Annotated in this window: 11 protein-coding genes; 3 read left to right on the forward strand and 8 right to left on the reverse strand. The window is 44.1% G+C overall.

The features are described 5' to 3' along the window. The first annotated feature begins 25 nt into the window (after positions 1–25). Positions 26–178, forward strand: coding sequence for a chlorophyll A-B binding protein (locus P2A85_RS20810; RefSeq protein ID WP_371114038.1), 153 nt, complete (start codon positions 26–28; stop codon positions 176–178). A 205-nt stretch (positions 179–383) separates the two neighbouring features. Here P2A85_RS20810 and rpoD read toward each other — a convergent pair whose 3' ends face one another. Next, on the reverse strand, positions 384–1,553 hold the full coding sequence (gene rpoD / locus P2A85_RS20815; protein ID WP_340522373.1) for an RNA polymerase sigma factor RpoD: 1,170 nt from the start codon (positions 1,551–1,553) through the stop codon (positions 384–386). Between the two features lie 354 nt (positions 1,554–1,907). Between rpoD and P2A85_RS20820 the strand changes: the two genes are divergently transcribed. Continuing rightward, positions 1,908–2,141 carry a hypothetical protein gene (locus P2A85_RS20820; protein ID WP_340522375.1) on the forward strand — a complete coding sequence of 78 codons (234 nt, stop codon included), beginning with the start codon at positions 1,908–1,910 and terminating at the stop codon, positions 2,139–2,141. A gap of 283 nt (positions 2,142–2,424) precedes the next feature. Here P2A85_RS20820 and P2A85_RS20825 read toward each other — a convergent pair whose 3' ends face one another. The 7 genes from P2A85_RS20825 to P2A85_RS20855 form a co-directional block, all read right to left on the reverse strand. Beyond that, positions 2,425–2,586, reverse strand: a complete 162-nt coding sequence (locus P2A85_RS20825) for a hypothetical protein (protein ID WP_340522377.1) — start codon at positions 2,584–2,586, stop codon at positions 2,425–2,427. Positions 2,587–3,283: 697 nt separating this feature from the next. After that, positions 3,284–3,751 carry a DUF4276 family protein gene (locus tag P2A85_RS20830; protein WP_377475283.1) on the reverse strand — a complete coding sequence of 156 codons (468 nt, stop codon included), beginning with the start codon at positions 3,749–3,751 and terminating at the stop codon, positions 3,284–3,286. Continuing rightward, positions 3,712–3,921: a hypothetical protein gene (locus tag P2A85_RS20835; RefSeq protein ID WP_377475284.1), complete on the reverse strand. Its 210-nt coding sequence runs from the start codon at positions 3,919–3,921 to the stop codon at positions 3,712–3,714. Before P2A85_RS20835 ends, P2A85_RS20830 begins: the two co-directional genes overlap by 40 nt. A gap of 6 nt (positions 3,922–3,927) precedes the next feature. Then, positions 3,928–5,145 (reverse strand): AAA family ATPase, encoded by a 1,218-nt coding sequence (locus tag P2A85_RS20840; protein WP_377475286.1) that lies wholly within the window; start codon positions 5,143–5,145, stop codon positions 3,928–3,930. 119 nt (positions 5,146–5,264) lie between these two features. Then, entirely contained in the window at positions 5,265–6,146 is an 882-nt protein-coding gene (locus P2A85_RS20845; protein WP_377481611.1) for an ABC transporter permease, read from the reverse strand. A gap of 1,184 nt (positions 6,147–7,330) precedes the next feature. Then, entirely contained in the window at positions 7,331–8,698 is a 1,368-nt protein-coding gene (gene trxB / locus P2A85_RS20850) for a thioredoxin-disulfide reductase (protein ID WP_377475287.1), read from the reverse strand. Positions 8,699–9,822: 1,124 nt separating this feature from the next. After that, positions 9,823–10,506 carry a peptidoglycan-binding protein gene (locus P2A85_RS20855; RefSeq protein WP_377475288.1) on the reverse strand — a complete coding sequence of 228 codons (684 nt, stop codon included), beginning with the start codon at positions 10,504–10,506 and terminating at the stop codon, positions 9,823–9,825. Positions 10,507–10,702: 196 nt separating this feature from the next. Between P2A85_RS20855 and P2A85_RS20860 the strand changes: the two genes are divergently transcribed. Beyond that, positions 10,703–12,634, forward strand: a complete 1,932-nt coding sequence (locus P2A85_RS20860) for an SdrD B-like domain-containing protein (protein ID WP_377475289.1) — start codon at positions 10,703–10,705, stop codon at positions 12,632–12,634. Positions 12,635–13,197: the final 563 nt, after the last annotated feature.

Here is a 13,197-nt window from a genome sequence, read left to right on the forward strand (position 1 = left end):
AAACTTAATGAAGGAAGTTCAAACCATGCAACAACAAAAACGTAACGCTTGGAACTGGGGCTTTAGCGAAGGAGCCGAAAATTGGAACGGTCGTCTGGCGATGATTGGTTTCTCTGCTGCTGTCATCATCGAATTGGTTTCTGGTGAAGGATTGCTCCACTTCTGGGGCTTAATGTAATTTTTTAGTCGATGCGTTTGAAGCCTGAGAAAATTTGGGAGTTCTGTTTGAGACTCCCAAATTTTTGGTCAGATTTTTTTTTGGTCAGGATTTCACACTCGCAGCCGAGAGTCAACGGTCAACCATCAATGGTCAACCGTCAACTATCCTCGCTGAGTGCAACTGGAATCCAAATCACTCTTTTGGGTGATGCTAGATAAATACTCTAGCGGATATATTCTTTTAAGATGCTGTTCCGGTTGGGATGGCGCAACTTCCGCAAGGCTTTGGCTTCGATTTGCCGAATCCGCTCGCGAGTGACGTTAAAGATTTGACCAATTTCCTCCAAGGTCTTCATCCGTCCATCATCTAAGCCGTACCGCAGTCGCAATACATCTCGCTCCCGCGGGCTGAGGGTATCTAAAACGCTTTCTAAATCTTCCCGCAACAAATTCTTTGAGACTTGATCTTCCGGTGTTTCTCCGTCGGATTCAATAAAATCTCCCAGACGCGAATCTTCTTCTTTACCGATCGGAGTTTCTAAAGAAATCGGCAATTGTGCTGACTTAGCAATGAAGCGCAATTTCTCGATCGTCATTTCCATCTTAGTCGCAATTTCTTCTTCCGTAGGCTTGCGACCCATTTCTTGAGAAAGAAGTTTTGTAGTTTTCTTGATCCGCGAAATGGTTTCGTAAAGGTGAACCGGTAGGCGGATAGTGCGAGATTGGTCAGCAATGGCCCTAGTAATGGCTTGACGAATCCACCAAGTCGCGTAGGTTGAGAACTTATAACCTTTTTCATGGTCAAACTTTTCTGCCGCCCGGATTAAACCCAGAGAACCTTCCTGAATCAAATCTTGGAAAGACAAACCACGATTCATGTATTTTTTGGCGATCGACACCACCAAACGCAGGTTTGACTGCACCATTTTTTCCTTAGCCCGTCGTCCGACATGGAGTCGATGACGAAATGCCGGTAGCGCCATCTCGACAGCAGTCGCCCATTCATTGTCTTTGGGTTCTCTGTCTAAGTCCTCTAAAAGTTGTTCTCTGACGCGCTCCAATTCCAACAAATCGGCAATTTTACGCGCCAGTTCAATCTCTTCGTCAGCTCGTAACAGTCGAATCCGACCTATTTCTTGCAAGTAAAGACGAATAGAGTCTTCAGTATAATGCTTTTTCTTTGCCTGAGCTCGACGGCGAGCTTTGGCACCTTTGCCAGACTTAGTATCGTCTTCCTCAGATTGAGTGTCTAGAAAATCATCTCTATCGTCTTCATCGTCGATAAATAGTTCCAACTCGCTCTCAGGTAGAACGCTTTCGGTGTTCCGAAGCAACTCGATAGTTTCCATTTGGGGTTTGATTTTGGTTTCGAGTACGGTGTTTGCCTGGATCATGCCGCCTTCCTCATGCTCCTAAATTGAAGAATAAATAACAGTCGAATAGTGTCTGTTTGTAGTTTAGACAAGTTAGCCAGTATTGACATTCCCACAGCCAGAAAGAGTGGGATTTTTTGTCTACCAGTTGTTGTCTACAAGGAATATTTTGCTCAAGTCAAGCCTCCAAATCATCGGAGGATTTTTGTTTGGGTAATGTTAAGAACTTTTTTCAAGCTACCAGCACTTCCTTTGCTAAATCAAGATATTTAACTGGTAGTGACTGAGCAAGGATTTTCTCATGTACCCACAGGGTGCCATGACCTTCTTAACCTAGTCTGTGGTTAGACCTAACCGAGATATCTCTGTACAGATTTGAGCTGGTTATCCAGTTTTGTTGAGTATCTCGCCCATAGCAGACATGATTGTCGCGACCTCGAATTGAGTGCTTGGCTGTTTGCTTCGCAATCTGTTACCGCAGTTTCTGCGATATTTTGCCTAGAAGCTCTAACCACAGAGCCGAGGGAAGGCACTTCTGGAAAAACTAACTTTTCTAATTTGGACTTCTATTTTTTACCCGTACAAGTTTCCCTGAACGGAACCCTTTAACTTTTGTTTTTCAGGTGTCCAACTTTTGGTTCGCCTGCTGCATTCACTCTGATAGCCAGACATCGCAGTTGCACGGCTAGTTTTCGCCTCCCAGGATGTCTGTCTGCTGCACAAAACGCAAAAGTTTTGGGTCGAAGCACCAAACAGTCAGTATTGGATCTTGCAAAGACCTTTCCGATTGTAGCCTTTCTCACAAAAATTGGAAGATATTTTCCATTATTGGTCAAGAACTACCCAAGCTTTGTCAGCTTAGCTTAACAATAGGCACTAATGGCTGATTGGGTTAAATCCTCAGAATCATCCACAAGAACTTTGAAACTTGAGATTGGCGTTGTTTTCTGCGAGTATCTGGGTGAACGACTGCGGCGTAGCCGTCCAGACAACGAGCAGACAGTTTTTGACTGACCGGAATTCCGGCGAATGTAATCCATATAGATGCACCCATCTTTACCCTGTTTCCCTAAATTGAATCATTCTAAATCTGCGATCGAATAAAGCTTATAGCTTTAGTTGTGACTCGGCAACTCTGGATTAGAGACCGAAAATTACCCCAAATGAAGCGTTGCGGGTTAGTAGTGCAACAGGGGCTTTCTTTGTTAAGTTAGCTCAAATCTCAGAAATTGGGTCTAAATTTAACGTTAAATCACATTAAGCTATATTAACGTCCTATTCTCATTTAAGCAGTTGGACACAAGTTTGTCTCGTCAAAAGTCAAAATTATGTGGATATATTTTACTGATACTTAGCTCCCCTTGTCACTCCTAGGTCCCAACTCTTCCAGGATTTTTTGACTTTCGCCACATACTTACACGATCGCCCTCTCTCAGAATCCACACAATTTTAAATTTTCCGTCACTCTAAATTCACAGTTTCTTTAAAAAACGTAAAGATTCGATTAAGAAGCTTGCTCAATTTTAGGTAAAATTGCCCAGTTATCTGGAATCAGAGCGATCGCCTGGTAAAGTAGACAGATCGCTGGCTAATGGATGAGGTTAAGGATGTTGAGAGATCGAGCGGTGGCGCGACCGAGGGAATTTTTGTTACATTTCTTTACTACTTGTCCTCCGAAAGCATGACCTCTAAATCATCGATCGCGATCCTAGCTCAGCAACAGTGCGATCGGCAATTATCTGTAAAGTTGATTATACCTGGGAACTATCGATACTTTCTAATAAACCTTGACAAAAGACTTGGAAGCTTTTAGAGCGATTTGATTCAGGATTCATATATTTAGAGATTTCGCTAGAGGCTTTATATTTTTCTAATCCTCCCTGATGATATCCAGCTCTTCGTAAAACTCTTTCTAAAGCCTCCCATGTGCCTCCTTTGATAGCATCAGGATCTCGATAGGGTTGTTGATTAGCTAAATTGGCAGAGACTTTAGGATAAGCTTGGCAAATTGCTTCAACATCGCCGAAAAACCATGCTTCTAATTCTTCAACCACAATTCGATTTAATACTTGAAAAGATTTATTTTTTTGACATGAAGATTTAGTAATTAATCCGGCTAATATTGCTATATTTTCTAGTTGCTTTTTTAATTTTAGACAATCTTCTCGATCTTCATCTATTAAAATAACAATTTTCCAATCAGGTGAGGTGGAAGCCATGCTTGATAACCTTTCAAACGGTTAGGCAATTTACAAATTAAATCATCTTTTCCTCTAAAAGCATGAATTTTAAATGTAACAGTCGATGGCAATATTTTAGGCAAAAGCTGGGTTAAAGCTGATTCTAGGGATGATTCTTCCACTAAAAACTCAAAATGCAAAATGCTCACCTCCTCTTAATTTTTAGGTTTAAATGATTGAGGAGCACCCGCATTTTTGAGGGGGTTTCCTACCTCAAAAAAATCTTCCATCCACAGCGAACCAAGTAATGCACCACGATCCATAAATTGTTTTACTCCCTGCATATCTGCGGTTCTTTTTGCTTGAGTAAAACCTTTTTCATCTCGATATAATACCCATAATTCTTCTGGCTTTAAACTATCCACAAAAAAAGGAGAATGGGTTGTTACCATTAATTGAGTATTAGCAGAAGCAGAACGACATTCTTCGGCAACTTGAGGTAATAAACGCGGATGTAAATGATTTTCTGGTTCTTCTATTCCAACTAATTGCGGGGGATTGGGGTCAAACAATACTGTTAGATAAGCTAAGAGTTTTAACGTACCGTCGGAGGCATATTTTGCCAAAATGGGATGAGAAAAAGGAGCATCTTTAATTTCCAACAAAAGTCTGCCATCTTGCATGACAAGAGCCTCGACTTTTTCCAGGCGTGGAATACGAGCAGAAAGGGTTTTTAGTATTTCTTCTAACCGTTGGGGATGTTGTTCTTTTAGATATTGAATAACATTGGGTAAATTGTCACCAGTGGGGGACAATCTTTCCTGTGCACCTGCTTCGGGAAGGCTGCGGGTATTATCTGCGGTTAAATAAGATAAATACCAACCTGTAATAAACCGCCTTAAAGCACTGACGCGGGGATGTTTGGCAAATTGTCCTAATGTATTTACTGCTAATAATTCAGAGGATGCTAGTTGTTCGGTTATCCTTTCATCTTCTTCATCAGGAGTTGCGCCACTAATAACTTGTCCTTCGCCTTTTTTGAAATCTAAAAAGCGAAAAGGTTTACCTTGACCTGCTCGTCTCCACTGTAGCCATTCTTCAGCGATAAAAGGACGATTGTTTTCTTCATCTATGGCGAGATGATAGGTGATTAACGGTGATTTTGATGTTTCTCGATACTTTAATTCAATGATGATACAGCCTGTACTGTCTCTGGTACGTAATTCTCGAAATCTGCCTCGTCTATCCCATGCTTTTCTTAGGCTTTCGGTAAAACATTCAGACAGGAAAGCGAAAACATCAAAAATAGTTGATTTTCCGCTCCCATTTGGTCCCAAGAAGACGGTTAAGGGAGTAATTTTTTTAAGTTCTAGATTATGTAAAGCTCGGTAATTTTGGACTTTGAGATATTCTATACGAGGAATATTTTTCATTTCACATCCTGAATTATAGTGTCTGTTTCTTTAATAAATAGTCTGTTAAATTCCCGACTTTTTTAAGAAGTCGGGAGTCTGGGTGTTGGTTTGTTTGAGGTTGTGCTATAGGAAAATGATTATTGATTCCGCAGTTTAGGATTAACAAACTCATTCAATCCTTCTCCCACAAAAGACAATCCTACTACCATTAAAGTCATAGCCAAACCGGGAAACAAAGCTGTCCACCAAATTCCTGTAGGTAGTGCATCCAGGGCTAAACGCAAATCGTGTCCCCATTCAGGAGTTTCTTCAGGAAGTCCCAAACCGAGAAATCCTAAACCTCCTAGGGTTAAAATGGCATCGGCAGCATTGAGCGCAAACAACACTGGCACGCTCTGAATCACGTTCAAAAACAGATAGCGGGAAAGGACCGTCCAAGTATCAGCCCCCATAGCTCTAGCGGCTTCAACAAATAGTTCCGTTTTGATGCTGGTGGTGTGATTTCTGACGACGCGGTAGTATTGAGGAATGTAGGAAATGCTAAGGGCGATCGCAGCATTCAAAACTCCTTTCCCCACCACAAAGGCTAAGGTTAAAGACAGCAGCAATCCCGGCAAAGTATAAATTGTATCCATTAAAAACAACAGAATGCGATCGAGTTTGCCACCTAAATAACCGCTAACCAATCCCAAGGGTACACCGATCGACAAACTCAAACCCGTAGCGAGAATGAGCACTTGCCAAGCAGCCCTAGAAGCAAAAAGCGTTCGAGAAAAAACATCATAGCCACTGCGGGTAGTCCCAAACCAATAGGTTGCTGAAGGCGGTTCGTGGATGGGATTAATTAAGGCATCTGTAGGATTTTGCAGCCATCCCCAACTCTGTAGGGTTGGGCTGAAGGTGGCAATCAATACAAACGCAGCGGTGATTGTCAAACCTACCCACATCATTTTCATTGACAGGTTTGAGGGTGCCGCAAGGTTGAGAAATCTCGGTAGTCGGAGTCTGCCTTGAGCCATAATTAATAATTGGGAATTGGGAGTTGGGAAACATTCTGATCTACTCAAATAGAATAGCGTCGATCTGCTCGTTTCCGGTTGCGCGATCGTGATTTAACCGAACCTAGGACGCAGATAACACAGAGAAATATCTGAGACAAGTTCATATTCCGATGAAGAAAGGAATTGAGATCGTTGATGTGTTGAAGCCATTGTGCCTTAAAATAGTTTTGGTACTCGGTCTGTTGATGGAAGCTCTGAAGGTATTCTTAAAAATGCAAGCACCTCTGGTTGTGGAGAACTCAACTAGGCTTTTATGAGGCTCAAAACCTTTACCTGATTGGGTTTGAGGTCTCTCGAACAGGGGAGGAGGTGCTTGCATTTTGACAGAACCTAGGCTGTGTAAGCTTTTGAGGGTTGCTGTATGTCTGTGGTGATGACCTTTTTTGCCATAATTGCTATCTCCGGGTGCCTTGAGTGCTGGGGTGCTTGCAAAACTGGCCAGGAGGCATTGCTATATAAGGCTTTCAGGAACCGCTGTGATTAAACCTTTGATGCCGTAAGGCGTTGAGCACGGTTTATGAGTTGTTTAATCAGCAATCTGAACCTGTGATTAAACCTTTGATGCCGTAAGGCGTTGAGCACTATAGCGAATATAAGGAGCAACGTTCCCTAATATCACCATGTGATTAAACCTTTGATGCCGTAAGGCGTTGAGCACTCAACTTCCTTTGGCGCTGGTGGGGAAGGCTAAAACAGCGCTAGAAGCTATCGAAATGTGATTAAACCTTTGATGCCGTAAGGCGTTGAGCACAAAGTGCGATCGCTGAATATGTAAATTTATTGTCAAGTGATTAAACCTTTGATGCCGTAAGGCGTTGAGCACCTTCCAAATCTGTTGACAGTAGCGGGTTGGCGGGTGTGATATAAAATCCTCTCTTCATCCTCCTGTATTAAACTCTCTCTTCTCTTCCTTTGCGTCCTTCGCGCCTTCGCGGTTAAATCATTTCGATACAACCGGAATTGATATGATTAAACCTTTGATGCCGTAATATCGTTTCCAGTTAGATCGGAATGATTTAACCGCAGAGAACACAGAGGACACAGAGTCCGAGAGTGCATCTGAATAATTCAGATGCTACCGGATTGGATATGAGGCGTTCAACACAGCCTTGAGAAAAGACCCAAAACAGAAGCAGCAAGACCTACAAATTACTGGCAATTAACTCACGGTACTGGCTTTTTGGCTTCACTCCTTTGAGCTCCGTCACCAGAGCCTTGTCCTTAAAATACTGAATCGTCGGTGTTCCCACCACACCAGCATTTTCCGCAATTTCTGGATCTTCTTCAATATCAATTTCCACGTAGTGAATTTTGCCATCAAACTCATCTACGACTTTGTTCAAAATCGGCTTGAGACTGTGACAAGGCCCACAACTAGGAGAAGCATATTTCACTACAATCAGTCGATCGCTATCATGGAACAACTTCCGCAAAGCATAAGCTCCTTCGTGTCGCGTCAGTTTGATATCAAAATTCTCGCTAGTTTCCCGCACTCTGGGAGTTTGCGCTACAGGTGCAGGAGTCTCCAATGACGACTCAGTTTGATGAAATTCCTGAGTTAAACCATTGGCCGAAAGCCACCTTTCTGCCAACATCGCACCCATACAACCACTACCGGCGGCGGTGATAGCTTGCCGAAACTCATGGTCTTGGACATCCCCAACGGCGTAAACTCCCTCAACACTGGTTTCTACCGAGCCATGTTTCGGCCTAATGTAGCCGATTTTGTCCAGTTCTAGTTGACCGTGGAATAAACCAGTATTGGGAGTGTGACCGATCGCATAAAACAACCCATTCACGGGCAAATTGCTTTCTGTCCCTGTTTCGGTATTTCGGACTCTAATCCCTTCGAGCTTGCCGTTACCGTAAACATCCACAGGCTCAGTATTCCAGTGCACGGTAATTCTCGGATTGTTCAAAACCCGGTCTTGCATGGCTTTGCTGGCTCGCATGGAGGACGAACGCACCAACATATGAACGTGAGAACCATACTTGGTGAGATAAACTCCTTCTTCTGCTGCTGTGTCGCCACCACCAACTACTGCTAATTCTACGTTTTTGAATATCGGTGTAGCTCCGTCGCAAATGGCACAGGCAGATATGCCTAAATTCCAGTATTTTTCTTCGCTTGGTAGGTGCAGCCTTTTGGCTGTCGCGCCTGTAGCTATTACTATAGTGTGGGTTTTGATTTCTCGATCTTCCGATCGCACTGTAAACGGCCGCTGGCTAAAATCTACAAAAGTTACATCTTCTGTGTATAATTCTGCACCCCAACGCACGGCTTGAGCTTTCATCCGATCCATGAGTTCCGGGCCGGTGATACCTTCGGGGAAGCCGGGAAAGTTTTCCACTTCTGTGGTAGTCATCAGTTGCCCGCCAGGGACTCCTCCGCTTTGATACCCTTCAAAGACTACGGGCTTGAGATTGGCTCTCCCAGCGTAGATGGCTGCTGTGTAGCCCGCAGGGCCTGAGCCGATAATGACTAGATTTTCTACGGTTTGTGTGGTCATAGCAGTTTAGTCAAACTCATAACGACTTCGTTTAACTTCGATTATAACAAATAGGGGAAAAGTTTGATCGACCCTACTTAATATTGTTGAGGGGTTGAGGGCGATCGAGCCAACTTAAGTTACTTAGATAAGCAAAAGCAATCTAACAGCGGATTTAGTTTTAAATGTTCGATCTAATTTTCCACCCCAAATATTAAGAAAATCTAAAGACAGCCAAAATTATTGACATCATTCTCAATTATTTTACCTATTTACTTGTTTTGAGGCTTGTGGTACGATTTTCACAATCCAGGGGCATTATGACTAATTTTAATTTTTAACCATGAAACTTTCTAAATTCGTAACATTAACCAACTCTTCCAATGTCAACAGTCATTTTTATAGACAAAAAATGCCCGATCGATGTTTAAGAATTGTAAAGCAAAATTGACCTAATTTGACAAATAAGCATTATTGTGATAAGCAAAAGGCGATCGCGTGGCCAGGGAACAATAAACAAAACGCCTTGGTGACTGAGGCGATCTAAAATCCACTCTTCATCATCCTGTATTAAACACTCTCTTCTCTTCCTTCGCGTCCTTAGCGCCTTCGCGGTTAAATCATTCCGATACAACCGGAATTGATATGAAAACTAACCATCAACTAACAATTAAAATGTTGAGGGCCTAGCACGTCGGATGCCAGACCCTCAAAGGTTTGTACTTTCAATTGATTCAAGTTATTTTGAGCTTGCTCAAACTAAAGGTGGGCTTTTTTGGCAACTACTCTGCTCTGAGCTAGCTATTAGCGGAGTCTATTCAGACTTATGCGTTTGACTGTCCGATCGCAAGTTGTGCTTAAGAAATTTCGATTCTTACAATCGCTTTAAGCTAATTAACCAATTCGATCGCCACATCAACCTTTCTTTGCTAACAAGCTACAGGGTTCAGGGGCTGCCTGAGAACTAGAGACGATGAGGACAAATACTCTAATTCCAAATCTTTAATCCAAGTTGTTTGTGCTGCTTGGCTTTGTCCTTCATGTTCTTAAACTAACATAGACTTTCGGAAAAACATCAATTTCTTTACTAAACTTAACATTTTGAGGATGGCGATCGGATATCTCTAGGGAGCATCCCGATTTGTTTAGGGCGATCGCCATAAAACTGCCCAAGTCGCAGAGCCAACAATGCCATCGGCGGCTAGTTGATATTGTCGCTGAGCAGCCTTGACCGCAGCTTGGGTTTCGCGGCCGAACACGCCGTCAGCTCTCGATCGCAAAAATCCCTTAGCCCGCAGTCGCTCTTGCAAATCTCTGACTGCCGAGCCGCGCATTCCTCTTTTCAAAACTGGAAAACTAGCTGCTCTCGGCTCGGGGTTAGTCTGAGGATTGTCGGCTACCGGATTGTTGCTGTCGATCGGACCTGCGATCGCCCCGGTAGTCGCAGGAAACAATCGATTCCAAGTATCTTGACCAACTATACCGTCGGGAGTAACCCCCGCGGTTTCCTGAAACTTGGACACGGCGGTGGCGGTGCTTTGCGAGAAAACCCCGTCTACATTGTCATCGTAAAATCCCAATAATTTCAGAGCAGCTTGCAGTTCTCGCACTTCCGATCCCCTACTGCCTAAGCTGAGTGCGGGGCGAACCATTACACCCGTTTGAGCGATGAGGTGGCTGCTGCGATCGCGATGGGAAGTTGCTGGGAGTGCCACAGCGGGAGTAGGGGCGATCGAACTAATTGCCACAAAACCGCACAAGCTCCAGATTCGGAGCCAACTCCCGATCTCGTGGGGGTGAATCCTGTTGGTTGTTAGGTTTGGGGACATTACAAATTCGACCTTTGCAAAACTGGTAGCGATCGTACCTCAAATCTGGAAAAAATGGGAAATTGGGAATTGGGCATCAGGCATCGGGTAAGTCTTGTTGAGATTACTCGCTACTAAATGCGTGACAGCTTCACCCAAAACTGTTAGATTTCCCTACAACAGACATTGAACCGCGTTCATTGGGTCCTGCAACACCATGTCCGAATCGACCAATATCACCAGAAACGCCAGCCAAATAGACATCACCAACGTCAATATCGGCAACTTCCAAGTCGGCACCATCAGTGGCAACAAATACAACGACCTTAATGCCAACGGCCGTCCCGATCCTGGGGAATTCCCACTGCCTAACTGGCAAATCTACCTTGACCTGAACAATAACCAGAGGTTGGATGTTAACGAACCTTCCACCTTCACCAATAGCCAAGGCAACTACATCTTTGCCAACTTACCAGCCGGTGTCTACCAAGTTAGAGAAGTTCAGCAACCTAATTTTCGCCAAACTACACCTAACCCACCACCGATCGGCATCACCAGCGGGACAAACGTCACCAGCATCAATTTTGGTAACAACTTCAACGCCGGGACGATCGCGGGTACAAAATTTAACGACATTAACAGAAATGGCAACATCGACCCCGGAGAACAGCCCCTAGCTAACTGGCAAATTTACCTCGACCTCAACCGCAACAACAGGCTCGATGGTGGCGAACCTGTCACACTGACCAACCTGCAAGGTAATTACGCCTTTGTCAATATTCCCGCAGATACATATTTTGTCCGAGAAGTCCAGCAGCCCGGTTTTCGGCAAACCACGCCCAACCCAGGCCCGATTACTGTGACTTCCAACGCCACAATTAACAATGTCAATTTTGGGAATATTTTTTTTGTAGGCAACATCAGTGGCATCAAATACAATGACCTAAATTTCAACGCCATCCGAGATGCGACGGACCCGCCCTTAGCCAACTGGCAAATTTATATTGACCTCAACAGAAACAGTAGGCTGGACGCTGGCGAACCGAATACTTTCACAAAACCTGATGGCAGCTATAATTTTATAAATGTTGACCCCGGCAACTATTTGGTGAGGGAAGTCCAACAACCGGGGTGGGTACAGACTACCCCAAATCCGAGCGCGATCGAGATTACGGGCGGTACTAACGCAGCCGGCATCAATTTCGGGAACAATTTTCCCACCGGTAGCATCAGTGGGTTCAAATTCAACGACCTCAACGCCAACGGTATCTACGAACCAACGGAGCCCAAAGTTGCCAACTGGCCGATTTACATCGACCTCAACGACAATAACAGGCTAGAACCCAATGAGCCTTCGACTATCACTAATCCCCAGGGCAATTTTTCTTTCATCAATTTGCCCCCTGGCCGTTATTTAGTGAAGGAAGTTCCGCAGCCCGGTTTTCGGCAAACTACCCCCAATCCTACTCCGATATTTGTCACTAACGGTACTAACGCCACTAATCTCAGCTTTGGGAATGTGTTTGCTACCGGCACGATTAGCGGTTTCAAATTCAATGATTTTAATGCTAACGGTCGTATCGATCCGGGGGAACCGCCGATTCCCAATACCCAAATTTACATTGACCTGAATAACAACAACAGTTTAGAACCAGGGGAAGCAACTACCTTTAGTGACTCCCAAGGTAGCTACAGTTTCCGCAATGTTCCCGTGGGTACTTATGTTCTCAGGGAAGTAACGCCACCTGGTTTTATTCAAACTACTCCCTTGGCTGTGGTGACAGTTTCTACCGATGTCCGGGCTAGCAGCATTGATTTGTTGACGGGAGATGCTGTGGAGAGATCTGCGATGTCTTTCCCTGGCGACTCGCTCACGGGGACTGACGGCTATGGAGGCGATGTGTCTGCAAGCGGCGAAAGGTTGGCAGAAAGTTGGCTTTTGAGTCAGGAAGATGGTAATTATCAAAGCAGTTATTTGGCGATCGATCGCTCAATTGCCAGTTTAGGCGCTCTTGCTAGCTTTGACCCACAGAATGTCAGTCGGGAACCCTATTCAGAAATTAACCAAATTGTCAATACCAATGACAAAATTAATTGGGCGATCGGTGACTCATCTCTGACAATGGGGGCGATCGGTAAGTCAACTTAATCAGTAAAATTCCATGTTACAGCCCCAAATTATCCAAAAAATCGGGTTTATGAGTAATTTTTTGGAGGTGCGCTTACTTAAAAATACCGCAACTTGAGGTGGAAACCGCTGCACGAGTTAGGAGTCGCAAACCGCACTAAAAACTCAGGAACACATTAAATCCCGATCGCGTGATACTCTATTGTTGGCAACCTCCAACTCTCAAACCAGAGTTCCGGGAACCCCGAAGCTTGGTTGTAGATTGGGAGCAAGATTCTGAGAGAGTCTTAGCCATTTTAAAGATAGAAAAATTAGCGATCGAGGGGCAGAAGAACTGGACGCGCAAGTCTTAAAGATCGGCGCTCAAATTACCAGATTTCTTCAAAACCTGATATAATTGCCAGCGATAAAGCTTAAGGCTTTGTTGTGTGAAAAGCCTCGTTGCAAAAAGTAAGGCAAGTTCTGCCTGATTTTAAGCCTGTGGACTGGTAGGAGCCGACTCCCCAGAGTGAAGCAGGAAGTGAATTTCAGCTTACAATCAGTAGGTTGGAGTAAGTTTCACAGAACGGAACATTGCCTCAAGC

Source organism: Microcoleus anatoxicus, from assembly GCF_042465725.1.
Classification (GTDB): Bacteria; Cyanobacteriota; Cyanobacteriia; order Cyanobacteriales; family Microcoleaceae; genus Microcoleus; species Microcoleus anatoxicus.